17 protein-coding genes are annotated in these 25,843 nt (G+C 64.3%); 8 read left to right on the forward strand and 9 right to left on the reverse strand.

What is annotated here, in order from left to right; translation table 11 throughout:
• The first annotated feature begins 127 nt into the window (after positions 1-127).
• The gene (locus ACP7BL_RS02690) at positions 128-1,918 is read left to right on the forward strand and encodes an ABC-F family ATP-binding cassette domain-containing protein (protein WP_426257552.1); all 1,791 of its coding nucleotides are present in this window, start codon (positions 128-130) and stop codon (positions 1,916-1,918) included.
• A gap of 142 nt (positions 1,919-2,060) precedes the next feature.
• Here the strand turns inward: ACP7BL_RS02690 and ACP7BL_RS02695 are convergent, their stop codons facing one another.
• From ACP7BL_RS02695 to ACP7BL_RS02715, 5 genes are read right to left on the reverse strand one after another with little or no spacing between them, the layout of a single operon-like run.
• Positions 2,061-2,873: a DUF815 domain-containing protein gene (locus ACP7BL_RS02695; protein WP_426257553.1), complete on the reverse strand. Its 813-nt coding sequence runs from the start codon at positions 2,871-2,873 to the stop codon at positions 2,061-2,063.
• A 40-nt stretch (positions 2,874-2,913) separates the two neighbouring features.
• A complete protein-coding gene (locus ACP7BL_RS02700; RefSeq protein WP_426257554.1) occupies positions 2,914-4,959 on the reverse strand; it encodes a tetratricopeptide repeat protein in 2,046 nt (681 codons plus the stop codon).
• Positions 4,952-6,301 carry a PEP-CTERM-box response regulator transcription factor gene (gene prsR, locus ACP7BL_RS02705; protein WP_426257555.1) on the reverse strand — a complete coding sequence of 450 codons (1,350 nt, stop codon included), beginning with the start codon at positions 6,299-6,301 and terminating at the stop codon, positions 4,952-4,954. Before prsR ends, ACP7BL_RS02700 begins: the two co-directional genes overlap by 8 nt.
• Entirely contained in the window at positions 6,298-8,349 is a 2,052-nt protein-coding gene (prsK, locus tag ACP7BL_RS02710; RefSeq protein WP_126848318.1) for an XrtA/PEP-CTERM system histidine kinase PrsK, read from the reverse strand. The genes prsR and prsK overlap by 4 nt, the downstream gene beginning before the upstream one ends.
• A gap of 4 nt (positions 8,350-8,353) precedes the next feature.
• Positions 8,354-9,742 (reverse strand): TIGR03013 family XrtA/PEP-CTERM system glycosyltransferase, encoded by a 1,389-nt coding sequence (locus ACP7BL_RS02715; protein ID WP_033963692.1) that lies wholly within the window; start codon positions 9,740-9,742, stop codon positions 8,354-8,356.
• 173 nt (positions 9,743-9,915) lie between these two features.
• Between ACP7BL_RS02715 and ACP7BL_RS02720 the strand changes: the two genes are divergently transcribed.
• Positions 9,916-10,980, forward strand: a complete 1,065-nt coding sequence (locus tag ACP7BL_RS02720) for a mannose-1-phosphate guanylyltransferase/mannose-6-phosphate isomerase (protein ID WP_426257556.1) — start codon at positions 9,916-9,918, stop codon at positions 10,978-10,980.
• 226 nt (positions 10,981-11,206) lie between these two features.
• On the opposite strand, the gene pepF is transcribed toward ACP7BL_RS02720, so the two are convergent.
• A complete protein-coding gene (gene pepF, locus ACP7BL_RS02725; protein ID WP_426257557.1) occupies positions 11,207-13,072 on the reverse strand; it encodes an oligoendopeptidase F in 1,866 nt (621 codons plus the stop codon).
• 69 nt (positions 13,073-13,141) lie between these two features.
• Entirely contained in the window at positions 13,142-16,009 is a 2,868-nt protein-coding gene (locus ACP7BL_RS02730) for a TonB-dependent receptor (RefSeq protein ID WP_426257558.1), read from the reverse strand.
• Between the two features lie 203 nt (positions 16,010-16,212).
• On the opposite strand from ACP7BL_RS02730, the gene ACP7BL_RS02735 reads away from it, so the two are divergent.
• The gene (locus tag ACP7BL_RS02735; RefSeq protein ID WP_052192110.1) at positions 16,213-16,737 is read left to right on the forward strand and encodes a hypothetical protein; all 525 of its coding nucleotides are present in this window, start codon (positions 16,213-16,215) and stop codon (positions 16,735-16,737) included.
• Positions 16,738-16,949: 212 nt separating this feature from the next.
• Here the strand turns inward: ACP7BL_RS02735 and groL are convergent, their stop codons facing one another.
• Both groL and groES read right to left on the reverse strand, forming a co-directional pair.
• Positions 16,950-18,596: a chaperonin GroEL gene (gene groL, locus ACP7BL_RS02740; RefSeq protein WP_126848327.1), complete on the reverse strand. Its 1,647-nt coding sequence runs from the start codon at positions 18,594-18,596 to the stop codon at positions 16,950-16,952.
• Between the two features lie 108 nt (positions 18,597-18,704).
• Complete coding sequence (gene groES, locus ACP7BL_RS02745; protein WP_010404457.1) at positions 18,705-18,992, reverse strand: co-chaperone GroES; 288 nt, start codon at positions 18,990-18,992, stop codon at positions 18,705-18,707.
• Between the two features lie 212 nt (positions 18,993-19,204).
• Here groES and sppA point away from each other — a divergent pair, with 212 nt between their 5' ends.
• The 5 genes from sppA (at position 19,205) to ACP7BL_RS02770 (ending at position 25,782) form a co-directional block, all read left to right on the forward strand.
• Positions 19,205-21,082 carry a signal peptide peptidase SppA gene (gene sppA / locus ACP7BL_RS02750; protein ID WP_426257559.1) on the forward strand — a complete coding sequence of 626 codons (1,878 nt, stop codon included), beginning with the start codon at positions 19,205-19,207 and terminating at the stop codon, positions 21,080-21,082.
• On the forward strand, positions 21,079-21,663 hold the full coding sequence (locus ACP7BL_RS02755) for an N-acetyltransferase family protein (RefSeq protein ID WP_341202873.1): 585 nt from the start codon (positions 21,079-21,081) through the stop codon (positions 21,661-21,663). The genes sppA and ACP7BL_RS02755 overlap by 4 nt, the downstream gene beginning before the upstream one ends.
• Positions 21,664-21,834: 171 nt before the next feature.
• Positions 21,835-24,837, forward strand: coding sequence for an isoleucine--tRNA ligase (locus ACP7BL_RS02760; protein ID WP_426257560.1), 3,003 nt, complete (start codon positions 21,835-21,837; stop codon positions 24,835-24,837).
• The gene (gene lspA / locus ACP7BL_RS02765; protein ID WP_209611928.1) at positions 24,834-25,373 is read left to right on the forward strand and encodes a signal peptidase II; all 540 of its coding nucleotides are present in this window, start codon (positions 24,834-24,836) and stop codon (positions 25,371-25,373) included. Before ACP7BL_RS02760 ends, lspA begins: the two co-directional genes overlap by 4 nt.
• Positions 25,366-25,782: a DUF3035 domain-containing protein gene (locus tag ACP7BL_RS02770; RefSeq protein WP_426257561.1), complete on the forward strand. Its 417-nt coding sequence runs from the start codon at positions 25,366-25,368 to the stop codon at positions 25,780-25,782. The genes lspA and ACP7BL_RS02770 overlap by 8 nt, the downstream gene beginning before the upstream one ends.
• Positions 25,783-25,843 lie beyond the last annotated feature (61 nt).

Genomic DNA, 25,843 nt, shown 5'->3' on the forward strand with positions numbered 1-25,843 from the left:
CCACCGCTTCGCGGCGGGCCCCTCCCTCTCCCGATGGGAGCCGGGAGCAGGACATGCGTCGCGGTAAAGTCGGCGATGTGCGGAAAGCCTCGATTTAGCTGCGCTACATCGTTAGGGCGCACACGCTATGGCTGCACCAATTCTTGCATATGAAAATCTCGGCGTCATTCAAGGCTCGGGCTGGTTGTTCCGCGGCCTCGACATTCATGTCGGGCCGCGTGATCGGCTGGCGCTGATCGGGCGCAATGGCGCGGGCAAGACGACCTTGCTCAAATTGCTCGGCGGCAAGATCGATTCGGACGAGGGGCGGCGCACGATCGTGCCCGGCACGCGCGTGATCCAGCTCGAGCAGGAACCGGCGATGACCGGTTTCGCGACGCTGGCCGATTATGTGCTGGCGGGCGACGACGCGCCGCAGCGGCATGAGGCTGAGGCGATTGCCGACCAGCTCGGCATCGACCTGACGCGTGAAGCGGCCAAGGCTTCGGGCGGCGAGCGCCGCCGCGCCGCGATCGTGCGCGCCTTTGCGCAGAACCCCGACGTTTTGTTGCTAGACGAGCCGACCAACCATCTCGACATCGGCGCGATCGAATGGATCGAGGAATGGCTCCAGCGCTTCCGCGGCGCGTTCGTCGTCATCAGCCACGACCGCACCTTCCTGACCAAGCTGACCAAGCAGACGCTGTGGATGGACCGGGGCAATTTACGGCGCGCCGAAATCGGCTTTGGCGGCTTCGATGCGTGGACCGAGCAAGTCTATGCCGATGAGCAGCGCAATGCCGAAAAGCTCGACGCCAAGCTGAAGCTGGAGGAGCATTGGCTGCTGCGCGGCGTCACCGGGCGGCGCAAGCGCAACCAGGGGCGGCTGACCAAGCTGGTCGAGATGCGCGCCGAACGCGCGGCGATGGTCGGGCCGCAGGGGGCGGCCAACCTCACCATCGGCAGCGACGATGCGCGCTCCAAGGTGGTGATCGACGCGAAGCATATCTCCAAGGCGTTTGGCGACCGCACGATCATCCGCGATTTGTCGCTGCGCGTGACGCGCAAGGACCGCATCGGCATCGTCGGCGCGAACGGCGCGGGCAAATCGACCCTGCTCAAGCTGCTCACCGGCGAGTTGGAGCCCGATAGCGGCACGATCCGCTTCGCCAAGACGATCGAGAAGATCGTGATCGATCAGCAGCGCAGCAAGATGGCCCCCGACAAGACGATCCGCGACGTGCTCGCCGATGGCGGCGACTGGATCGAGGTGCAGGGCATTCGCAAGCATGTCGTCGGCTATTTGAAGGAATTCCTGTTCGAGCCGGGCGTGCTGGATGCCAAGATCGGCACGCTGTCGGGCGGTGAGCGCTCGCGCCTGTTGCTGGCGCGCGAATTCGCCAAGCCGTCCAACCTGCTGGTGCTGGACGAGCCGACCAACGATCTCGACCTCGAAACGCTCGATCTGCTGCAGGATGTGATCGGCGATTATGATGGCACCGTGCTGATCGTCAGCCATGACCGCGACTTCCTCGATCGCACGGTGACGATCACGCTCGGGCTCGACGGGTCGGGTACGGTCGATGTCGTGGCGGGCGGCTATGAGGATTGGGAGCGCCGTCGCAAGGCCGCCGCGCCGACCAAGCGCGGCGCGATCGCCAGGAATGCAACCTCGGCTGCCGCGCCGCCGCCGCCGGGCACCAAGGTCAAGCTGACCTATAAGGACCAGCGCGACTACGAATTGCTGCCCAAGCGGATCGAGGCGCTTGATGCCGCGATCGCGCGTGACCAGGCGTTGCTGGAAGACCCCGATCTCTACACGCGCGACCCGGCGTTGTTCGAGCGGCTGATGGAAGCGATCGGCCAGGCGCAGGAAGACAAGAACGCGGCGGAATTGCGCTGGCTGGAACTGGCCGAGATGGTGGAGAGCCTCGCCTAAATCCTCCCCGGAACGGGGAGGGGGACCCTGAGCATTCAGCGAAGGGTGGAGGGGGCGTGCCGCAGGCGCTCCGCCCGTTGATGCCCCCCTCCACCATCCGGCTGAAGAAGCCGGATGGTCCCCCTCCCCGTGCCGGGGAGGATCACTTGAGCGATCGGCCGTTTCGGCCCGCGAGATCGACGATGTAATGCCACGCCACCCGGCCTGAGCGCGCGCCGCGGCGGGTTGCCCAGCCGACCGCGTCCGCCGGATCGAACGGCAGGTCATAGGCGTGCGCATAACCCGCGACGATCGCGAGATAGCCGTCCTGATCGACGACGTGGAAACCGAGGCTGAGGCCGAAGCGATCGGCCAGCGCCAGCGCATCGTCGGCGGCATCGCGCGGGTTCACGGCGGTCGGCTGGTCGATCATCTCGCGCGGCACCAGATGGCGGCGGTTGGAAGTGACGACAAGGCGGGCATTGGCGGGCCGGGCTTCCGCCCCGCCATCGAGCATCGAGCGCAGCGCGCGCCCATCGGCGGCGGCATCGAAGCCGAGATCGTCGAGGAACAGCAGGAAGGCGCGCGGCACGTCGGCGATCTGCGCGAACAAGCCGGGCAGGGTGTCGAGCTGCCCGGTGACGACTTCGATCAGCGCGAGCGCGCCGCCCTCAGCCTGCACCGTGCCCGTCACCGCCTTGACCAGTGCCGATTTGCCGGTGCCGCGCGCGCCCCATAGCAGCACGTCATGCGCGGCTGCTCCGTCTGCGAGATGGCGGGCATTGGCATGCATCGCCGCCTTTTGCGCGTCGATTCCGTGCAGGCGGTCCAGCGGCAAGGGCCGAAAATCGCGCACCGGCTCCAGCACCGTGCCGCGCCAGACATAGGCCGGGTGCGCCAGCGGATCGGCGCTTGAGGGTGGTGGCGGGGCCAGCCGTTCGAGCGCGGCGGCGATGCGGGCGAGGGGATCGGTCATGTGGCCGCATGTTTAGCCGCGCGCGGCCTCGTGTGGCAAACTATCCCAACGCCTTGAGCGCCGCTGCGGCTGCTACGCGGTCGCCAAAGGCGGGGTCGGCGAGTGCCGCGCGGATTTGCGTCGCGGCTTCGGCGGTGCGGTCGAGATCGGCATAGGCCTGCCCCAAATGCCAGCGCAGATCGGCGCGGCCGGGCGCGATCGACGCCGCTTTTTCCAGCAATTGCAGCGCGGGTTCGCTCTTGCCCTGCTGGTACAGCGCCCAACCATAGGCATCGCTGGCGGCAGGGTTCATCGGGGCAAGCGCATAGGCCGCCTTGCCATAGATCGTGCCGGTATCAGCGTCTCCGGCCCCGGTATAGGCATAGGACAATTCGGCCAGCAGCGCGGTATCGCGGTCACCGATGCGCCCGCGCAGCTCCTCCAGCGTGTCGATCGCGGCATCCCAATCCTGCGCCGCGATTTGCCAATGGCCGATCAAGCGCCGTGCCGTGATATTTTGCGGGTTTTGCGACGCGAACAGCGCGAGCACCTTGCCCGCCTCGGCGTGCCGGTTGGCATGGTCGAGCGCATCGACCACGCGCAACAGGGTCGGTTCGTCAAAGCGCAGGTCGGCGGCATGGCGATAGGCGTCGGCGGCGTCGCCATAGCGGTTCACCGCCATCAACGTGTCGCCGAGCGCGAGATAGGCAGGCGGCGCACCCGGCGTCAGCCGCACCAGCGCCTGCGCCTTGGCCAGCGCCGCGGCAGTATCGCCCGCCTCGATCAGCCCGCGGATCAGCGTGAGCTGCGCGACTGGTTCTGCGGGGGCAGCGCTGGCGGCGTCGTTCAGCGCCGACAAACCGTCATCGATGCCGAACGGCGCGGAGCCGACCGCGCTCGGCAGGGCCGAACGATCGAGATATTTCGCAGCCCAATCGCGCTCGCCCGTTTGTTCGAAGGCGCGCGCGACCAGAGCGAGTGTGTAGCTGTCGGCATCGGCGCGCAGCGCGACCGGGCGCAACACATCGAGCGCCCCCTGCGGATCGCCCGAGCGCAGCAAGGCTGCACCAAGCAGGCGGCGCGCGGTGATGTTGGTTGGCTGTTGCCCAACCAGCACACGCCAATCGTCGATCGCTTGCTGATAGGCCCCGGCTTCATAGGCCAAAGTCCCGGACAACAGCCGCGCGCCGGGCATAGCGTTCAACTGCCCGCCGGTGCGCGTGAGCAGGGTGCGGGCGAGATCGTCCTTGCCCGCCCGCGCTGCCAGCACCGCCTGAAGATACAAGGCTTGCGGGCTGTCCGGCCGCGCGGCCAAGGCCTTGCGCGTCGCCGCCAGCATATCGGTATAGCGCCCGACATCGCCGAGTGTGGCGGCATATTCGATCAGCGCAGGATGATAATAAGCGTCATGCCCCAGCGCCTTTTCAAACCAGGGCAGCGCGGCGATCAAGCCATATTGGCCGCGCACCAATTCGCCGCGCAGCGTGATTGCCTCGACATTATCGGCATCGAGATCGACCGCGCGCTGTGCCGATTCGATCGCGCCCGCAATGTCCCCCGCTTGATATTTGATGCGCCCGAGGTCGGACCAGGCGAAGCTGTCCTTGGGCGCATCGGCGAGCAAGGTGCCGAGCGCGGCTTGTGCGCCTGCGACATCGCCCTGCGCCGCCAGCGCGCGCGCGCCGATGCGGATGGCATAACCACTATAAGGCGCGCTTGCCTTGGCGGCTTCGGTCAGCGCGCGGTTCGCGTCGCCCTGTAGCAACCACGCATGGGCGTAAAGCTGGTGCGCCCGGGCCGGATCGAACCCGGCGTCGCGCGCGCGGCCAAGCTCACCCTCTGCTGCCACCCCATCGCCAATCGCCAGGAAGCTGCGCGCGAGCATCGCATGGGCCAGGCCCCAGCTTGGATCGGCCTTGATCGCGGCTTGGGCGTGGCTGCGCGCGGCGCTGTAATTGCCGGCCTTCAGCAAGCGCACGCTGAGCGCGAGTTCGGTGCGCGCGCTCGCGGCATCGGCATGGGCCGGGCCAGTCGCCGCGACCGCGATCAGTGCGGCGCTGGTTATCGCGGCGAGGGTGCCGATGGCGATCGAAAGGGATTTACGCATGGAGATCGTAGCTCTTTAGCAAATCGTACAGGGTCGGTCGGCTGACCCCTAGCAGCTTGGCGGTATTCGAAATGTTACCCTCGGCGCGGGCGAGTGCTTGCGCGATCGCCGAGCGATCGGCGCTTTCGCGCGCGGCGCGCAGGTTGAGCGGCAATTCTGCCCCCCCTTCCGCCAGATCGAGATCGGCGGCGGTGACGAGCTTGCCCTCGGCCATGATGACCGCGCGCTTCATGCGGTTTTCCAGCTCGCGGACATTGCCCGGCCAGCCCCAGGCGGCAATCGCGGCACGGGCATCGGGCGACAGGCCGGTAACGGCGGCGTGCATCGATTTGGCGTAGCTCTTCAGGAAATGCTGCGCCAGCAACACCGCGTCGCCACTGCGTTCCGCCAGCGACGGGATGCGAACGACGATTTCGGCGAGACGGTAATAAAGGTCTTCGCGAAAGCTGCCGGAGGCAACCATCGCATCGACGTCCTGATGCGTGGCGCAGACGATCCGGGTATCGACGGCAATCGGCTTGCGTCCGCCGATCCGCTCGATCGTTCGCTCCTGCAGGAAGCGGAGCAATTTCACTTGCAGCGGCAGCGGAACGTCGCCGATTTCGTCGAGGAACAGCGTGCCGCCCTGCGCTTGCTCGATCTTGCCTTCGGTGGTCTTGATCGCGCCGGTAAACGCGCCCTTCTCGTGTCCGAACAATTCGCTTTCCAGCAAGGTCTCGGGGATCGCGGCGCAATTGATCGCAACGAACGCGCCACCGCGGCGCGGGCTACTGTCATGAAGCCCGCGCGCGAGCAATTCCTTGCCGGTCCCGCTCGCGCCGAGCAGCATGACCGAGACATCGGCCCCGGCGACGCGTTCGATCGTGCGGGTGACCTTCAGCATTTCCGGGCTGGCGGTAATCATGCCGCCGAGCGCCGTGCCGGTCGCGCGCGTGGCGAGGCGGCGATTTTCGGTCTCCAGCGCATGGACGTGGAACGCGCGCGCGACGATTAGGCCGAGCGCATCGATGTCGATCGGTTTGGCGTAAAAGTCCCAGGCACCATCGGCAATCGCTTGCAGCGCGCTTTCGCGTGCGCCGTGGCCGGAGGCGACGATTACCTTGGTATCGGGCTTCAAGCGCAGGATTTCAGCGAGCGTGGCGAACCCTTCGCTCGTGCCGTCGGGGTCTGGCGGCAGGCCGAGGTCGAGCGTCACCACGGCAGGCTCGGCAGCGCGCACCGCATCGAGTGCGGTGGCACGATCGATCGCGGTCAGCACCTCATACCCTTCATACGCCCAGCGGAGCTGGCGCTGGAGGCCTAAATCGTCCTCGACGATCAGGAGCTTGGGCTTGTCGGTCATGCGGCTTGTTCCAGGGTGCGCGCGTGCGCAGTCGGCAATGTAATGCAAAAGCTGGTGCCGATGCCTTCGCGACTCTCGACTGCAACGCTGCCGCCCATCGCCTCGGCAAGTTGCTTCGCCTCGAACGCGCCGATGCCGAAGCCGCCGGGTTTGGTCGAGACGAACGGCTTGAACAACTGGTCGCGTACAAAAGCCGGGCTCATCCCGCTGCCCTGATCGATCACCGTCAGCGAAACCGCCATATCCGCGATGGCGAGCGCGATGGTGACGGGTTCGGTTGGCGGGCTCGCGTCGATCGCGTTCTGGACGAGGTGGCCGAGCAGTTGCTCGACGCGTGCCGGATCGGCCTTGGCGAACAGGCCCTGTGGACCGACCACCACGACCGGATGCTGGACGCGCTTGCCGCGCGCGACGGTCTCGGCCAGCGGCAACAGCTCGACCGGGCGTAGCACCTCGGCGCGCGCGCGGTGCTGTTGGGAGAGCCGGGCGAGCAAGTCGTTCATGCGCGCGGCGGAGTCTTGCAAGGTGGCGACCATGTCGACGCGAAAGTCGGGATTGTCGGCGTGGCGTTCGGCATTGCGCGCGACCAGCGTCAACTGGCTGACCAGATTCTTGATGTCATGCAGGATGAAGGCGAAGCGCCGGTTGAACTCGTCGAAGCGCTCGGATTCGGCCAGCGCCTCCTGCGCGCGAGCCTCCGCGAGATAACTTGCCACCTGCCGCCCGGCGATGCGCAGCAGATCAAAATCTTCCCAATCGAGCGCACGGTCGAGCGGCGGGCGTGCCAGCACGATCGCCCCCTGCAAACGATCGAGATGGATCAGCGGCACCACAGCCCAGGCATCGCAGTCGATCATCCAGATCGGGATGCTTGCGGCTTCGATCGGGTCGGCGGTTTCGCTGCGCACGGTATCCAGCTCGATGATCCGGCCACTACCGGACAGGTGGGCGACCAATCGCGCATCGGCGGCACCCGTGGCGGCGTCCCAGCGCCATCCGGCTCCAATGCCAAGACCATCGCCTTCGGGCACCAGCAGCAGACCTGCGGGGGAATCGGTCAGGTCGGCGACGGCCTTGACGATACGCTGGTCAAGTGGGGCTGCCCCATCGGGCTTGCCAAGCGTGTCGGTAAAACGCGTCCATTCCGTCCGATAATCATAGCGGTGGCGGAAGAAGTGCTTGGACACCTTTACCTTGGCCCAGGCGCGCAACCATGGGGAAGAGAGGATCGTCAGCCCCGCCGCAGTCGACCCGAACACGAAGGCGGTTTGCCACAGTCGGGCATTGTCGCCGCTGATGCTGGCGATCGCGCTGGTCGCCAGCAGCATACCCGCCGTGTAAAGCAGCATGACGGCAAAGGTGAGCGTCTGCCAGGCGACGGTGCGGGAGAGTTGCAGGGTCCAGTCGCCATTGCGCTGCACCGCGATCGCAAACATCGGAGCCGCCAGCACCATGACGATGCCCCGCGCTGCGATCAGACCGGCATACCATGCGCTGAATGCATAAGCGGCGGCGCAGAGGAGCAGGTCGATGCTCCACATTGCCGCAAGCGCGAGGACTGCCAGGCGGATGCCGCCGCGTGCCTGTGGCGTTACCGCCGAATAGAGATGGTGAAGCAGCAGCATGGCACCGATCGCGATCATCATCCGCCACACCGCCCGGACCGCAGCGACTTGCGAAACCGTCTCCGCGCCAATCGCGGGTTCGATCACCGTCAGCGTCGCACCGGCCAGCACAAGCACCGCGACAAGACCGTAGATGACCGAAATCGCGTGGTGTTCCGGGCCCGTGCCGCCGCGCCGGACCAGCGCGTACATGAAGCCGAGCCACGCGAGATTGCGCGCCGCTTCGGCCAGGCGCGTGACGACGTCGGTCGTGTCGATCCCTGCGACCGCCAGTGCCCACAAGGCGGTGCTGCCCAGCGCGATCACGAAGGTCAGCCGCGGCAGCGCCGTGCCCGCATCGTGCAGCCGTGACAGCGCGACGCCCGCAAACAGCAAGGCGGCCAGCGCGTGGCTCCACAGGATAAGGGTGGCGAGTGCGGTCACGGGATCAGCGCGCGCCTTCGGGCCACAAGACGACGCGCACCGTCTGCAGCAGAATCAGCAAGTCGAGAAAGGGCGAATAATTCTTGGCGTAATACAGGTCATATTCGAGTTTCTGGCGGGAATCTTCGATCGACGCGCCGTAAGGATAGTTGATCTGCGCCCAGCCGGTAATGCCCGGCTTCACCATATGGCGCTCGGCATAATAGGGAATTTGCTGTTCGAGATCCTCGACGAATTGTGGTCGTTCAGGGCGTGGCCCGACGAAACTCATCTCGCCCTTGAGCACCGACCAGGTCTGCGGAAGCTCATCGATGCGCAGCTTGCGGATGATGCGCCCAATGCGGGTGATTCTTGGATCGTCTTTCTCGGCCCACACCGCTTGGCCCGCGACCTCGGCATCCTGCCGCATCGAGCGCAATTTCACGCAATCGAATCCGACGCTGTACAGGCCGACGCGCCGCTGACGATAGAATGCAGGGCCTTTGCTCTCGATCTTGATGGCGATGGCGGTGATGAGAATCAGGGGGAGGGTCAGGGTCAGCAAAAGAACGCTGGCGACGATATCGAAGATCCGCTTGAACATGCTGGACAGCATCCGCCCTGACGAAAATCCGTCGGAAAAGATCAGCCAACTCGGGTTGACGCTCTGCAGATCGACACGGCCCGTTTCGCGTTCGAGGAAGGTCGAGATTTCGTTGACGTGCACCCCAGTGGTCTTGATCCGCAGCAGATCCTTGAGGGGCAGCGCGTTGCGGCGTTCCTCCAGCGCCAGCACCACTTCGCTTGCGTTGAGCAGGACGACATGGTCGGCGAGGTTATAGATTGCGTCGCGTGCGATCGCCTCGGGGATGACCCGCGCCGACTCGCTCATTGACACATAGCCGACCACCGCGAAGCCCGCGCCTGGTGCCTGCGCCAAGGCCTTTAGCCGAGCCGCCCGTGCCCCTGCGCCGAGCACGACAACGCGGCGCTTAAACACTTGTCCGCCCAGCGTTTTCCCCAGCAGGATACGCAGGGCGATCAACAAGAGCGCCGCCACCGCCATACCGTATAGCAGGTTCGATCGCCAGAAGGTGGCTGCGGGCACGATGAAGTAGATGACACTCAGGAAGATCACGCCGAGCGAAATCGCGACCAGCAGCCGCGCCGTCGCATAGCGCAGCGATTGCAACGCGCCCGCGCCATACACGCCGACCGCGATCATCGCGATTTCCAACGATCCTGCAAAGGTCAGCAATTGCGGGATCCGCATATGGATCGGCGTGACCGGCAGCGCGGCCTGGCGCATGCGCAGCGAATAGCCGAGCTCACCCGCAACGACGAGCAGGATAAGATCGAACAACCCCAGCAACAGCACCGCGTTGGGAATATAATGCTTGAACAGCCTGATCATTGACGTCGTACCTCGCCCGCCTTCCCGATGACGGTGTAAACAAATCCGACATCGGCACGCTGCTGTCGCAGAAATTGACAAAGAAAGGTTGAACAGAATGGATCGGGCCTGATCCAAGGCAGTTACCAACTGCTGGAAACCCCGCTAGGGCGATTCCACCAGGAGGACCCAATATGCCGCAGACCATTCCGATCGTGCCCGTCATACTCTCCGGCGGATCGGGAACGCGACTATGGCCTATGTCTACGCCGGGCATGCCCAAACAGATGCTTTCGTTGACCGACGATGCAACCATGCTCCAACTGACGGCGCGGCGTGCGCAGGGCGCGCGTTTCACTGCGCCGATTGTCGTGGCCAATGAGCGTCACGCCGATATGGTCGAAGCACAGCTTGATGCGGTTGGTGCGACGGCAAAGGCCCTGATTTTGGAGCCGGTCGGCCGCAACACCGCGCCGGCCATCGCGCTTGCGGCGATTGCTGCGGGCAGCGGGGCCGCCCCGCTGCTGGTGATGCCATCCGATCATGTCATTGCGGATGTCGCGGCCTTTCACGTCGCAATCCACACGGCGTTGCCGCTGGTCGAAGACGGGTGGCTCGTCACGTTCGGAATCGATCCGACTGCCCCTGAAACCGGCTATGGCTGGATTCGTCTTGGCGAGGAAATTTCCGGGGGAGTCCACCGCGTCGCCAAATTCGTCGAAAAGCCACCGCTCGATGTTGCCGAAGCGATGCTGGCGGCGGGCAATCATGCCTGGAACGGCGGCATCTTTCTGTTTCGGGCGGATGCCTATCTCGCGGGTCTGGCCATTCACGCCCCGGAAATTCTCGCGGCGTCGCAGCGGGCCATGGATGGCGCACGCGTGGAGGGTGGCCGCCTTTATCCGGACCCTGCTTCCTTCGCGGCCGCACCGTCGGACTCGATCGACTATGCCGTGATGGAAAAGGCTGACCGCGTCGCTGTCGTACCCGTGTCGATGGGCTGGAGCGACCTTGGCAGTTGGGATGCGCTGCACGAGATCAGCGATCGCGACCAGGATGGCAACGTGCACGCCAGCCGCGAAGGGGGTGAAGTGATCGCGATCGACACGGCGAATTGTCTGGTGCGCAGCGATGGTGCACGCATCGCGATGGTCGGGGTGCAGGATTTGATCGTCGTCGCCAGCGGCAAGGATATCCTGATCCTGCCGCGTGGCCGCAGTCAGGAAGTGAAGGCCCTGATCGAGGCGATGAAGCGCTGAACGGGCCGGGGGGCACGTGATGGATGGTTTGACGCTTCACGGTTATCGCGCGCGCCCGCGCGCTGGGGGCGGAGCGGCTCTATTTGCTCAGCAACAGTAAAAGCGCCACTGCCATCCATCTCCACGAAAAGCTCGGATTCGTCCATGATACGGGGATCATGGACGAATTCGGTGCGCGCTATGAACGGTGCAATGTCGCGATGCTGTATCCGCTGTATCCGCTGGATCAGCCGATCAAGGCCTCGGCCTGATCGAGCGTTTCCTTGAAGGTCGCGATCACCGCGCGATACGGGGCGGGGCTGGCCATATCGAGACCGGCGCGCTGAAGAATCTCGGTCGGATAGGCCGACCCGCCCGCCTTCAGCACGGTCAGATAGGTGTCGCGCTCCTTCGCGCCACCGGTCAGGATGGCGTGCGCGAAATAGGAGGCCGCCGAAATGCAGGTGGCATATTGGTAGACGTAGAAACTGTTGTAGAAATGCGGGATATAGGCCCATTCGACGGCATAAGCCGGGTCGATGGCCACCTTCGGCCCATGATAGCGCTTGAGCAGATCGAGATAGAGCGCCGTGAAACGCTCGCCCGATAGGCCTTCGCCGGCTTCGGCCTTGTCATGCACGGCGAGTTCGAATTCGGCGAACATCGTCTGGCGGAAGAAGGTGCCGCGAATGCTCTCCAATTGCTGGCCGAGGTAGAAGAGCTTTTCCTGCTTGGTCTTGGCTTTCGCCACCATATAGGCAGCGAGCAGCATTTCGTTGCAGGTCGAGGCGATCTCCGCGAGGAAAATCGGGTAATCCGATTTCTCATAGACCTGCGTCTTGTTCGACAGCAGCGAGTGCATTGCATGGCCCCATTCGTGCGCGAAGGTGGTCATGCCCTCATAGTTTTCGCCGAGATTGAGCAGCAGATAGGGGTGCACGTCATAGGCACCGGGGTTCATATACGCGCCCGATTTCTTGCCCGGACGGGGCAGGGGATCCATCCATTTTTTCGCAGTGGCGGTGCCGAGTAGCGCGACATAATCGGGCCCGAGCGGCTTGACCGCCTCCAGCACGGTCGTGCGCATTTCGGGGATGGTGACCTTGCGGTCGAGCGACACCAGCGGCGGGTAGATATCGTAATAGGCCATGTCGGGCAGGCCGAGCAGCTTTCGCCGCAGTTCGAAATAGCGATGTAGTTGTGGCAAGCCAGCGTTCGCCTCGGTCACCAGTGTGCGATACACGCCTTCGGGAATGTTGTTGCCCGACAGTGATGCAGCGAGCGCGGTTGGGTATTTGCGCGCCTTGGCGCGGTAGATGTCGGCTTTGACATGGCTGAGATAGGCGGCCCCGAGTGAACTTTTGAAGTGCCCATATTCGCCCCAGAAGGTGTCGAACACCGCCTTGCGATCGGCGCGCGCCGGCGCGTCGCGGTTCAAGGTATAGGCCTGGTCGTCGAGGCGGACCTTTTTGCCGGTCGACAGTGTGATCGTCGGCCAGGGAATGTCCGATCCGACGAGCTGCTCGCGGATCGTGCCCGGTCCGGAAAGCGGTGCCCCCGCGCCTGCAAGCAGAATTTCGCCCTCGGGGGACAGCGTGTGCGGGGCCTGCCGCAGCGTGTCGGCTAGAAAGAAATCGAACCGCGTCGCGAGAGTCCGGTTTTCCGCGATGAAGCCGTCGATTTTGGCTTTGCCGAGCGTCAGGATCTCGGGTGCCATCCACGAAGTCGCTTCGCCAAAGGCGGTGAACAGATCGCCGACCAAGGCAAGCTTTTCCTGATTGGCGGAAATGCGCAGATCAGCATCGCTCTTCAGCCCGGCATAGGTATAGACGCGCGCCGCCTCCCGCGCGAGGTCGGACTGCGCCACCAAAGCGGCGGCAAGCACCTCCGCGCCGGTGCCTAGCTTCCCCTTATAGCTGGCTAGACTTGGGATCTTGGCGAGTACGCCCTTACGCGCCGCGTCCCACGCCGCATCGTCGGGATAGATTTCGGAAAGATCCCATTGCGCCGCGTCAGCCGGGGCCGACCGATCCTGCGCCCATGCAGGCAAAGCGGTGACAAGCGCCGCCAGAGCGGTCGCGGCGAGGGCGTCGCGGCGGGTGAGATCGGTCATGGAGCGGTTCCTCTGGCAGGCGTAATGGCGACAGTCTGTCGCATCACGCCTGCTCAGGGAAGTGCCGACTTAGAAGGCCAGCTGAACGCCGACGCGGAAGGTCTGGCGGTAATGCTCGTTCTCGATCAGCTGCGTCTTCACCGCCTGATAGCGCCGCCACGGCGAGTCGAGCAGATTGCTGACTTCGGCGAACAGCGTGTATTGCTTGACGGGCGAGTAAGCGATCCGCGCGTCGAGCGAATTGTTCTCGGCGGTGTATTGGTCGGTTGCTGCCGATCCGCCCAGCGTGTCGAGATAGGCCGACCGATAGGTGTAGGCCAAACGGCCGGTGAGGCCGTATTTCTCGTAGAACAGCTGCGCGGTGCCGGTGTATTTCGATTGCAGGAAGTTCGGCACGTTGCCCGCGCGATTGGGCACGCCGGTGGCCGAGCCGTCGGTATAGGTGAAGTTACCCGACACCCCGAAGCCCGACAGCGCGCCCGGCAGGAACAGCAATTGCGCCTGCAGATTGGCTTCGACGCCGTAAAGCTTGGCGCTGCGCGCGTTGATCGGTTGGGTGACCAGCGCGTTGGTCAGGGCCGTACCACCAAAGGTGCCCGACTGAATCTGGCCTGCGGTGAAAATCGGATCGTCGAGATGCTTATAGAAAGCGGCGACCGACAGGATGCCCTGGCCCTTCAGATAATATTCGGCCGAAAAATCACCCGCCACCGCCTTGTATGGCTTCAAATTGGGGTTGCCCAGCGTCACCGTGTTTCCGACCGGGTCGAGGTTTTGATACGGCGCGAGGTCGGCATAGTTCGGGCGACCGATCGCGGTCGTTGCGGCGGCGCGCAGGACCAGTCGGTCGGTCGCGTCGAAGCGGACGTTCAGATCGGGGAAGACATCGGTATATTTCTTGGTGTTGGTGACATTGAACCCCTGCGTCGCGGTCGAGGCGGCAGTGAAGGACTTGCCACTGTAGCGCCCATCGGTGTGTTCGACGCGGACGCCCGGAATAAGGGTAAAGGCCCCGAGCTTGGCGGTGGCCATCACATAACCGGCATAGACTTTCTCGCTCAGATCGTAATCGTTGATCAGCGAGTTGGCGAGGCTGGCGGCGGCGTCCAGCGTGCGGGCAGCCGGATTGGTCACGGTATAATAGGTCTGCGCAAGATCGTAGTTGATGCGCGGACCGACCAGGTAGCGACCATTATAGACCGAGCTGCCATCGTCATAGGCGGCACCAGTGCTGGCGAGCGTGCTTCCCGACAGGTTATATTGCTGGAAATCGCGATTGTTGGTCTTGTCGGTCTGCTGATATTTGCCGCCAACCTTCAGCGTGAAGGCATCGCCCGTGCCGAGCGGCACCGTCAGATCGACGCGGCCCTGATACAGGTTTTCGGCGGCGCGTCGGCGATCGTAATTGACGCGGTAGCCCGAATAAAGCGCCGGATTATAGGGTGTGCCATTGGCGGTGTTGACCTTGAACAGCGTGTCGCTGAGGTCGAGCGATAGACCCGTCAGCGCGGTGCTGCCGGTGCGGAACGAGAATTCGGAACGCAACGGATCTTTCTTCAGCGCCTTGCTGTACGTCCCCTCGACCTGCAATTCGGCGGTGCCGAAGTGGAAGTTGCCGCCAAGCTCGCCGGTAAAGGTGGAGTCATCTTCGTTGCGCAGACGCAGGAAGCGCGTGCCGCGCGCGCTGAAGGTGCCGCCATTGGCGATGTTGGCGTTGGCGTTCGTGGCGTTGGTCAAAGCGGTGTTATAGGCTGCGATCTGCGCCGGGGTGGCGGTCGCCGAAGGCGGTGTCGGCGGTGCAACGACGGGAATTTCGATGCGCGACTGGTCGCGGGTTTCATGGTCCTTGAAGGTCGAATAGAGCGTGCGCAGGTACAGGCTGACATCCGAGTTTGGCCGCCAGTCGAAATTGCCGACCAGGCCATAGCGCTCGCGCGTCAGATTATAGTCGCGTAGGCGGAAGTCGTCGGGCAAGGCCTTGCTTGAACCCGGATAATCGCTGCGCCAGTTGGACGAGCCTTGCAGATTTTCGGATTCGATCGGGCGCTTCGAATAATTGCCCGACAATACCACGCCGAAGGTCTTGTCCGCGCCGAAACGCGAGCCGACGGTCAGATCGCCTTCATAAGGGCTGCGACCGTTGAGGTTGCTATAGCCATTGGCGATGCGCGCATTGGCGAAGGCCCCCTTGCGATCGAAAGCGGTAAGCGTGTCGATGTCGACCTGACCGGCAATGGCGTTGGCATCGCGATCGGCAGTGAGCGATTTCACCACCGTGACCGAGCCGATCAACGAGGAGGGAATATCGTCGAGCTTGACCTGGCGGCCCTCCGGTTCTGGGGCGGGTGCGGTCTGGCCGTTGATGGTGACGTTGGCGAGGTTGGGGTTGGCACCCCGGATGATGACATAGCGGCCTTCGCCCTGGTCGTTGGCGACCGAAATGCCGGGTAGGCGGCGCACCGCTTCGGCGACATTCTGGTCGGGCAGCTTGCCGACGTCGTTGGCGTTGAGCGTATCCTGGATGAAGTTGGACGTCCGCTTCGCCTGGAGCGCACGGCGTTCGGCCGCGCGCTGGCCGGTCACGACGATGTCCCCACCGCTTTCATTGCCTGGCGGAACATCGAGCTTGAAGTCGACGATCTGCGGGGTATCGCTCGACGTCGCGCTGCGGGTCGTGGTGGGATAGCCGACATAGGTGAAGGTCAGCTGGACGGGGCCGGCGGGAAGATCATGGATCACGAACATGCCGTCATTGTCCGAGACGGCGGTGCGGCCGCCGACCGAGACCGAAGCGCCCGGCAGCGACGCGCCGGTTGCCGGGTCAACGACGCGACCCGCGACATCCGCGGCAAAGGCGGGCATGGCGGTGGAGCCGAGCAATGCGGCACACAAGCCTGCCTTGGACGCAACAGAGCGCGCCCGGACACGTCCGAACATGATGATTTCCCCCATCGAAAGGCACGTTGGGGTTCCCCAACTTTGCCGTTTGCGCGGCGCTACGCCGCTTTCATGACGAGTTCGTGACGAGCGGAGCGATATGAACAAATTGAGTATGTCCCGTTGTGTCGTTTCCATGCGGGAACAAAAATGCTCGCATGGGCGTCGTGCCGCTAAGGCAACAACTAAGGAAAACGTCGAACATGCGTCGGACACATGCTCTCAGCGGATTGGGCTCGATCGCTCTTATGCTTGCGCCCGTCGCGGCGCAGGCAGCCGGACCGCAGGATGACAGCGTCGGCAAGGCGGTTACCCAGCCGCTGCGCGACGTGCGGATTGCGGACAAGAAGATCCCGCCGATCCTGCAATTGGCGGCATCGGCCCCCTATTCCTCGCAGAACACGCGCTCCTGCGCCGCGATTGCGGGCGAGGTGCGGCGGCTCAATGCCGCCTTGGGGACCGATGTGGATGTGCCGGGCCAACCCAAGGGCGAAGGGTCCGCGCTCGCTGCGGTCGCCGCGCGAACTGCGGTTAATACGCTGATTCCGGGCCTCGGCATCGTGCGTGTCATCACCGGGGCGGACAAGCAGCAGCGTCGCGTCGAGGCGGCCGTCTATGCCGGATCGACACGCCGTGCCTATCTCAAGGGCATCGGGCTAGCGCGCGGGTGCAAGGTTCCTGCGGCACCGACCGCCGCAGCCGTGGCGGACCGGCCGGAACTGCCCTGATTTGTCTGCGGACTGACTGAGCCGCGCAAAAAAAAAGGGCCGGGGTGCGAACCCCGGCCCTTTTCTCTTGGTCCAGCCTGGGCTGGGAGGTTTGGATCGGCCCCGGCAAAGCCATGGCCTTTCGTCGGGCGGGTTCGACGGCATTGCCGCCGACCCTCCGCCCGTCCTCGGGGCGAGACCGTGGCCAGCATGGCCACGGCCCGCCCTTCGGATCAGAAATCCATACCGCCCATGCCGCCCATGCCGCCGCCGCCGCCCATCGGCATGGCGGGCTTGTCTTCCGGCAGTTCGCTGATCGCCGCTTCGGTGGTGATCAACAGGCCGGCAACCGACGCCGCGTCCTGAAGTGCCGTGCGAACGACCTTGGTCGGGTCGATCACGCCGCTCTCGACGAGGTTTTCATACTTGTCGGTCTGCGCGTTGAAGCCCTGGGTCGGATCGTTGCCCTCGAGCAGCTTGCCCGAGATCACCGCACCGTCATGGCCCGCATTCGCCGCAATCTGGCGAACCGGCGCGTAGAGCGCCTTGCGGACGATATCGATGCCGCGGGTCTGGTCGTCGTTGAAGCCCTTCATGCCCTCAAGGGCCTTGGTGGCATAGAGGAGCGCCGTGCCGCCGCCGGGGACGATGCCCTCTTCGACAGCTGCGCGGGTTGCGTGGAGAGCGTCATCGACGCGATCCTTGCGCTCCTTGACCTCGACTTCGGTCGAACCGCCGACCTTGATGACCGCAACGCCACCGGCCAGCTTGGCCAGACGCTCCTGCAGCTTTTCCTTGTCGTAATCCGACGTCGTGTGCTCGATCTGCTGACGGATCGCATCGGTGCGGCCCTTGATCGCGTCATGGTCGCCAGCACCATCGACGATGGTGGTGTTGTCCTTGTCGATCGTGACGCGCTTGGCGGTGCCGAGCATGCCGATCGTGACGCTCTCGAGCTTGATGCCGAGGTCTTCCGAGATCATCTCGCCCTTGGTCAGGATCGCGATGTCTTCGAGCATCGCCTTGCGACGATCGCCGAAGCCCGGTGCCTTGACGGCTGCAACCTTCAGGCCGCCGCGCAGCTTGTTGACGACGAGCGTGGCCAGAGCCTCACCCTCAATGTCCTCAGCGATGATGAGGAGCGGACGGCCCGACTGAACAACCGCTTCCAGGATCGGGAGCAGCGCCTGCAGGTTCGACAGCTTCTTCTCGTGGATCAGGATGTAGGGATCCGCGAGCTCGACGTTCATCTTTTCCGGGTTGGTGATGAAGTAAGGCGAGAGATAGCCACGGTCGAACTGCATGCCTTCGACGACGTCGAGCTCGAATTCGAGACCCTTGGCTTCCTCGACGGTGATGACGCCTTCCTTGCCGACCTTTTCCATCGCTTCGGCGATCTTCTCGCCGACGACGGTGTCGCCGTTTGCCGAGATGATGCCGACCTGGGCGATTTCCTTGGTGCCGGCAACGGGCTTGGAGCGCGCCTGCAGGTCCTTGACGACTTCGATGACGGCGAGGTCGATACCGCGCTTCAGGTCCATCGGGTTCATGCCGGCCGCAACCGACTTCATGCCTTCACGCACGATCGCCTGCGCCAGAACGGTCGCGGTGGTCGTGCCATCGCCGGCGATGTCGTTGGTCTTCGAGGCCACTTCGCGCAGCATCTGCGCACCCATGTTCTCGAACTTGTCCTTGAGCTCGATTTCCTTGGCGACGGTGACGCCGTCCTTGGTGATGCGCGGCGCGCCATAGCTCTTGTCGATCACGACGTTGCGGCCCTTCGGCCCCAGCGTAACCTTCACCGCGTCGGCGAGGATGTCCACGCCGCGCAGAATGCGCTCGCGTGCGTCACGCGAAAATTTTACGTCCTTGGCTGCCATGATGGCTAATCCTTTGCTTGATTGCGTTCCTGCGGGAGCAGGAACCCAGAATTATGGAGGGCAGAGCGTTGGGCTCGGGGCCCCTGCCTGCGCAGGAGCTCAAGAGCTTCAGCCGACGATCCCGAGGATGTCGCTTTCCTTCATGATCAACAGGTCTTCGCCGTTGATCTTGACTTCGGTGCCCGACCACTTGCCGAACAGAATCTTGTCGCCAGCCTTGACTTCGAGCGGGTGGATTTCACCGGCTTCGTTGCGCGCGCCGGTGCCGACCGAGACGACTTCGCCTTCCTGCGGCTTTTCCTTGGCGGTTTCCGGAATGATGATCCCGCCTGCGGTCTTCTCTTCTGCCTCTACGCGGCGGACGAGGACGCGGTCATGCAATGGACGAAAGGTCATGCGTGAAGTCCCTTTATATTGAACGTCTGTTAGCACTCGCACGGAGTGAGTGCCAGCACGGCGCATATGATGTCGCGACCGAGCATCGTCAACCGGTCGCGACCGCGCTCCCGCCACAAAAATAATGCGTGTTGGTCGTGCAACACGCATTTACTCGACGGACGCCTTGCCCTAGCCAAGGGCGGTATTTCCGCCAATCAAGGAGCGGCCAAGTGAAACTCGTACGGGGCGCGTGGAAGATTCTCGTCGGCATCAAGGACGGTCTTGTGCTGATCGCGATGCTGCTGTTCTTTGGCTTGCTCTTCGGCGCGCTGGCCGCGCGGCCGGGCAAGGCGGCAATCGGAAACGGGGCCTTATTGCTCAAACTCGACGGCGCAATCGTCGAGCAGCCCGCCGAGGTCGATCCGTTTGCCAGCCTCGGTGGTGGCGGCACGCCGCATCAATTCCGCCTGCGCGATGTCGTGCGCAGCCTCGATGCGGCGGGCAAGGACAGCCGCGTCAAGGCGGTCGTGCTCGATCTCGACGCGTTCGGCGGGGGCTATCCCGCAGCGCTGAACGAAGTCGCCGATGCGATCCGGCGCGTGCGCGACGGCGGCAAGCCGGTGCTGGCTTATGCGACTGCCTATACCGACAGCGGCTACCGCCTCGCCGCCAATGCCAGCGAAGTGTGGATGAGCCCGATGGGCGGCACGCTGTTCATGGGGCCGGGCGGCAGCCAGCTTTATTATAAGGGCCTGATCGACAAGCTCGGCATCAACGCGCACGTCTACCGCGTCGGTAAATACAAGTCGTTCGTCGAGCCTTATACCCGTACCGACGCCTCGCCCGAGGCCAAGGAAGAAGTGGAGAAGCTCTATCAGGTGCTGTTCGCCAATTGGCAGGCGGCCGTGGCCAAGGCGCGCCCCAAGGCCAAGGTCACGCCGTTTCTGACGACGCCGGGCGCGGTCATCACCGCCGCCAAGGGCAACATCGCGCAGGCCAATCTCGAAGCGGGCATCGTCGACAAGCTCGGCAGCCATCTCGATTTCGGAAAGCGCGTTGCCGAGCTGGCGGGCGCGGATTCGGGCAAGGCACCGGGCACCTTCAAGACCATCAAATATGACGCCTATGTCGCAGCCAACCCGCTGCCGACGAACGGTGCCAAGATCGGCGTGTTGACGATTGCGGGTGACATTATCGATGGCAAATCGAAGAGCGGCAGCGTGGGCTCCGATACGGTGTCCAAGGCGTTGCTCGATGCCCTGGCCAAGAAGGATCTGAAGGCGCTGGTCGTGCGGGTCGATTCACCGGGCGGTTCGGCGCTTGCGTCCGAAGACATGCGGCGCGCGATCCTGGAAGCCAAGGCGCAGAAGCTGCCGGTCGTCATCTCGATGGGCTCGCTGGCGGCGTCGGGCGGCTATTGGGTGTCGACGGCGGGCGACGTGATCTTCGCCGAGCCGACCACCATCACCGGCTCGATCGGCATCTTCGGCATCATCCCGACTTTCGAGAACACGCTCAAAAAGATCGGCCTCACCACCGATGGCGTGCGCACCACGCCGCTGTCCGGGCAGCCGGACATTTACGGCGGCACCAATGCCGAGACCGACACGATCTTCCAGGCGGGGATCGAGAATGGCTATCAGGAGTTCATCACGCGCGTCGCCACTGCGCGCAAGCTGACCCCGGCGCGCGTCGACGAGATCGGGCAGGGCCGCGTCTGGGATGGCGGCACGGCGCATCAGATCGGGCTGGTCGATCGTTTCGGTGGCTTGCAGGACGCGATCGACGAAGCCGCCAAGCGCGCCGGGTTGAAGGCGACCGACGTTCATGCCGAATATCTGGAGAAAAAGCCGAGCGCTTTCATGCAATTGATCGCGCAAATCCTGGATTCGAACAAGGATGACGATGCGAGCGCGGGCGATGCCTTCACGCGGATGGCGACCGAGCGGCGCGCGGTGTTCGCGCGCGCGCTGGGCGATGTGAAGCGGATCGGCACGGGGGCGGCGATCCAGGCGCGGTGCCTCGAATGCGACGGGCTGGGCGGTGCGCAGCCGCAGCCTGGCGATGCTACGTTGCTCACCCTCGTGCTTGCGCGGTTCGGCTTGTGAGCGTCGATCCCGCACCGCGCCCGATCGCGGTTCGCCCGGCGACGCCTGAAGATGCTGGCGTGATCGCCGAAATCTATCGGCCTTATGTCGAAGGCGGCACCGTCTCGTTCGAGTTGACCGCGCCTAATGCCGAGACGATGCGGCAGCGCATGGCGGCCTCGGGCGGGTTGTATCCGTGGCTGGTGGTGACCGAAGGCGAGGGCGGCCCTGTACGCGGCTACGCTTATGCCTCGGCCTTCCGCGACCGCCCGGCCTATCGCTACACGATCGAGACCTCGGTCTATCTGGAGACGGGGACGCAGGGGCGCGGCAATGGGCGGCATTTGTACGATGCGTTGATCGATACGCTGCGCGCGCAGGGATTTACCCAGGCGATCAGCGTGATTTCCTTGCCAAACGAGCATTCGATCCGCTTGCATGAATCGGTCGGCTTCCGCCGCGCCGGGGTGCTGCGCGAGGTCGGGTATAAGGAAGGCCGCTGGATCGATGTCGGCCTGTGGCAATGCGAACTCAACGACGCCACTTTGCCCCCGCTGGAGCCCAAGCCGTTCAGCGCGACCGGCATGGTGTGGAATTGGTGACGGGGTAGCTTTCCCCGTCATGCCGGGCTTGTCCCGGCATCCACCGTGCCGCGCTTTCTACAGATGGTTGGGGAGGATCGACGGTGGACCCCGGCACGAGGCCGGGGTGACGGGAGGGGGCCTTTGCAGGGGGCTTTCGACAGGGGCCGCTTCACGCTAAGGCCGCATCAAATGACCGACACTTCAGACACCACGCCCGCCCGCGACGCCCAACGAGATTGGCGCGACACCGTCTTCCTGCCGAAGACCGACTTTCCGATGAAAGCCGGCCTGCCTGCAAAGGAGCCGGGGATTCTCGCGCGGTGGCAGGCGATTGGTTTGTATGAGAAGACGCGTGAGGCCCGTCGCGGTCGCGAGAAGTTCATCCTGCATGACGGCCCGCCTTATGCGAATGGCGACATGCATATCGGCCATGCGCTCAACCACATCCTGAAGGACACGGTGTGCCGCACGCAAACCTTGCTCGGCAAGGATGCGCCCTATGTGCCCGGCTGGGACTGCCACGGCCTGCCGATCGAGTGGAAGGTCGAGGAGCAGTATCGCGCCAAGAAGCGTAACAAGGACGAAGTTCCGGCAAAGGAATTCCGCGCCGAGTGCCGGGCATACGCGCAGCATTGGGTCGACGTGCAGCGCGAGCAGTTGAAGCGGCTCGGCATCAATGGCGACTGGGACCATCCCTATCTGACGATGGATTTCGCCGCCGAGGCGACGATCGTCAGCGAGCTGATGAAGTTCGCCGAGAGCGGCCAGCTCTATCGCGGCGCCAAGCCGGTGATGTGGAGCCCGGTCGAAAAGACCGCGCTCGCCGAGGCCGAGGTCGAATATGAAGACGTCGTGTCGACGCAGATCGACGTGGCGTTCGAGATCGTGGACGCGCCGAACGCGCCCGAACTGGTCGGCGCGCATGCGGTGATCTGGACCACGACGCCGTGGACGATCCCGGTGAACCAGGCGCTGAGCTATGGGCCGGAGATTGAGTATGTCCGTGTTACGCTTCAAGCGTCGCGGCTTCCCGTCCCCGATGTCGATGGCGATCCGGAGCTATCGGCGAAGCGCGATGAACTTCTGGCTCTCTACGACGGCAAGCGCGTGGTGATTGCCAAGGAACGGCTTATCCCGTGGTTGGAGAGGCTGCATCTCTTGACCCGTCGTTACGGCGTCGGTGTGACGCCGCCGATGGCCGACGATGCAAATCCGGGCGACATCAGTTTGGTGGGCTCGCAGCTCGAAGGTGCCACCGCGCGCCATCCGATGCACGCGCTCGGCGGGTTCTTCGCCAAGCCCCGCCCGTTCCTGCCGGGCGATTTCGTCACCACCGAGGCGGGCACCGGGCTCGTTCATATGGCGCCGGATCACGGCGAGGACGATTTCCTGCTGTGCAAGCAATACGGCATCGATCCGGTGTTCGCGGTCGATGGCGCGGGCATGTATCGCGCCGACTGGGCATGGCTCGGCGGGCAGGGATCGGTGATCAACAAGAAGTTCGTCTCCGCCGAGGGGCCGATCTGTTCGGACCTGCGCGCCGTCGGCGCGTTGCTCGCGGCGAGCGATGATTTCGCGCACTCCTATCCGCATTCGTGGCGGTCGAAGGCGAAGGTCATTTTCCGCGCGACGCCGCAATGGTTCATTCCGATGGACCAAGAACTCCCCTCCCGCTTGCGGGAGGGGCTGGGGGAGGGCAGTGCCGCGAACGCTGCGCTCGCTGCTGATTTCCCTCCCCCAACCCCTCCCGCAGGCGGGAGGGGAGCAGAAGGGGAGACCCTGCGTTCCACCGCGCTCGCTGCCATCGAAGCGACGACCTGGTATCCGCCCAAGGGCCAGAACCGCATCACCGCGATGGTCGCCGGGCGGCCCGATTGGGTGATCAGCCGTCAGCGCGCCTGGGGCGTGCCGATCACGCTGTTCGTCAACCGCACGACCGGCCAGTATCTGGTCGACCCGGAGGTCAACCGCCGCATCGTCGCAGCTGTGCGCGAACAGGGCGTCGATGCGTGGAGCGAAGAGGCGGCGCAGGATCTGCTCGGGGCCGACTACACGCTCGCCGATTATGAGCGCGTCACCGACATTCTCGACGTGTGGTTCGACAGCGGCTGCACCCATGCCTTTGTGCTGGAAAGCGGGCGCTGGCCCGATCTGCAATGGCCGGCCGATCTCTATCTCGAAGGCTCCGACCAGCATCGCGGCTGGTTCCAGTCCTCGCTGATGGAAGCGTGCGGCACGCGCGGGCGCGCGCCCTATGATGCGGTGCTGACGCACGGCTTCACCATGGACGCCAAGGGCATGAAAATGTCCAAGTCGCTCGGCAACACGATCAACCCGCTCGACCTGATGAAGGAATCGGGCGCGGACATCTTGCGGTTGTGGGCGCTGTCGGTCGATTTCACCGAGGACCATCGCATCGGCAAGGAGATTCTGAACGGCGTCTCCGACCAGTATCGCAAGCTGCGCAACACCTTCCGCTACCTGCTGGGAGCGCTGGAAGGGTTTGACGAGGCCGAGCGTCTGCCGGTCGCGGAAATGCCCGAGCTGGAGCGCTACATGCTCCATCTGCTCGCCGAACTGGATGCGAAGCTGCGCGCGGCGGTCGCCGTGTATGACTTTAACAGCTATGTCCGGCTGCTGACCGAATTCGCGCAGGAAGACCTGTCGGCCTTTTACTTCGATATCCGCAAGGATTCGCTCTATTGCGACGGGGTCGACGATCCCAAGCGACGCGGTTGCCGCACGCTGTTCGACACGCTGTTCCACGCGCTGCTGCGCTATGCGGCGCCGGTTTTGTGCTTCACCGCAGAGGAAGTGTGGCAGTCGCGCTTCCCAAGCGAGGACGGGTCGGTGCATTTGCTCGAATGGCCCGAGGTGCCGGCCGTGGCGGACGTTGACGCCGCGCATTGGGCGGCAGTCCGCGCTTTGCGCACGCATGTGACCGAGGCGATCGAACCGCTGCGGCGCGAGAAGATCGTGCGCTCAAGCCTGGAGGCGGAGGTGGTGGTGCCCGAGGCACCGCTGTCGCCCGCGGCGCTGGCCGAATTGTTCATCGTCGCCAAGGTGACGACGGGCGAGGCGATCACCGTTTCCCGCACCGATTTCCACAAATGCGGTCGCTGCTGGCGGCATTTGCCCGAGGTCGCGGTGGATGGCGACCTGTGTGACCGTTGCGCGGGAGTCGTCGCATGAAGCTGCCTGTCGCTGGTTTTGCCACCGCCGCCGCCTTGTTCGTGGTCGATCAGGCCGCGAAATATGGCATTACCGATGTGCTGAAGCTCAATTTTCTGAGCGATGCCTATCACGTCACCTCCTTCTTCAACCTGCGCTTCGTCGCCAATCAGGGCGTGTCGCTGGGGCTGTTGCACGCCGATACCGCGACGATGCGCTGGCTGCTGGTGGCGATGACCGGGGCGATTGCGCTCGGCGTGCTGGTGTGGTTGCTGCGTGAGAAGAACCGTGCCGACCAGATGGCGCTGGGCCTGGTGCTGGGGGGCGCTGCGGGCAATATCGTTGACCGCATCCGCTTGGGCTATGTCGTCGATTGGGCGGATTTCCATATTGGGGCGTGGCAGCCGTTTTTGGTCTTCAATGTCGCCGATGCCGCGATTACGATCGGCGTCGTGATCTTGTTCGCGCGCGCGCTTCTGGTACGGGATAAGCCGACCGGGGATTCGGGCAAAAATTCTGGGGCGGAACATGGCCCAACGGAGAATATCCATGCGTAAGTCGTTTCTTCTCTCCGCGGCCAGCCTGGCGATCGTGGCGCTCGCCTCGGGCTGTGCCCATGGCCGTGGCGGGCGCGGCGGCCCCGACGAGTTCGCGGTGGCGCGTCAGGCACCGCTGGTGATCCCGCCCGATTTCTCGCTGACCCCGCCAAAGCCGGGTGCGGCGCGCGCCAACGATGTCAGCGCCAATGCGCAGGCGCTCGACGCGCTGTTCGGCGGCACGGCACAGCGTAGCCCGGGCGAGGCAGCCACCGTGGTCGCCGCCGGTGCCGATAGCGACGATCCCGGCATCCGTTCGTCGGTCGGCGATCCCGGCACGACCGTGGTCGACAAGGGCGCAACGACGCGCGACGTCGTGGCCGCCCCCGAAGGCGACGGGCAATCCGCCAAGGCCGCCACGCCGAAATAAGCGCCTGAACAGTACCAAAAAGGCCGCGTACCGGATGCCCGGTACGCGGCCTTTTTGTTGG

The organism is Sphingomonas sp. DC1600-2 (genome assembly GCF_049897605.1).
Lineage (GTDB): Bacteria > Pseudomonadota > Alphaproteobacteria > Sphingomonadales > Sphingomonadaceae > Sphingomonas.

Bases quoted from the DNA above. Each gene is read 5' to 3' on its own strand.
- ACP7BL_RS02690 (WP_426257552.1), top strand. From the start codon at position 128: ATGGCTGCACCAATTCTTGCATATGAAAATCTCGGCGTCATTCAAGGC.
- ACP7BL_RS02695 (WP_426257553.1), bottom strand. From the start codon at position 2,873: ATGACCGATCCCCTCGCCCGCATCGCCGCCGCGCTCGAACGGCTGGCC.
- ACP7BL_RS02700 (WP_426257554.1), bottom strand. From the start codon at position 4,959: ATGCGTAAATCCCTTTCGATCGCCATCGGCACCCTCGCCGCGATAACC.
- prsR (WP_426257555.1), bottom strand. From the start codon at position 6,301: ATGACCGACAAGCCCAAGCTCCTGATCGTCGAGGACGATTTAGGCCTC.
- ACP7BL_RS02715 (WP_033963692.1), bottom strand. From the start codon at position 9,742: ATGATCAGGCTGTTCAAGCATTATATTCCCAACGCGGTGCTGTTGCTG.
- ACP7BL_RS02720 (WP_426257556.1), top strand. From the start codon at position 9,916: ATGCCGCAGACCATTCCGATCGTGCCCGTCATACTCTCCGGCGGATCG.
- pepF (WP_426257557.1), bottom strand. From the start codon at position 13,072: ATGACCGATCTCACCCGCCGCGACGCCCTCGCCGCGACCGCTCTGGCG.
- ACP7BL_RS02730 (WP_426257558.1), bottom strand. From the start codon at position 16,009: ATGTTCGGACGTGTCCGGGCGCGCTCTGTTGCGTCCAAGGCAGGCTTG.
- ACP7BL_RS02735 (WP_052192110.1), top strand. From the start codon at position 16,213: ATGCGTCGGACACATGCTCTCAGCGGATTGGGCTCGATCGCTCTTATG.
- groL (WP_126848327.1), bottom strand. From the start codon at position 18,596: ATGGCAGCCAAGGACGTAAAATTTTCGCGTGACGCACGCGAGCGCATT.
- groES (WP_010404457.1), bottom strand. From the start codon at position 18,992: ATGACCTTTCGTCCATTGCATGACCGCGTCCTCGTCCGCCGCGTAGAG.
- ACP7BL_RS02760 (WP_426257560.1), top strand. From the start codon at position 21,835: ATGACCGACACTTCAGACACCACGCCCGCCCGCGACGCCCAACGAGAT.
- lspA (WP_209611928.1), top strand. From the start codon at position 24,834: ATGAAGCTGCCTGTCGCTGGTTTTGCCACCGCCGCCGCCTTGTTCGTG.
- ACP7BL_RS02770 (WP_426257561.1), top strand. From the start codon at position 25,366: ATGCGTAAGTCGTTTCTTCTCTCCGCGGCCAGCCTGGCGATCGTGGCG.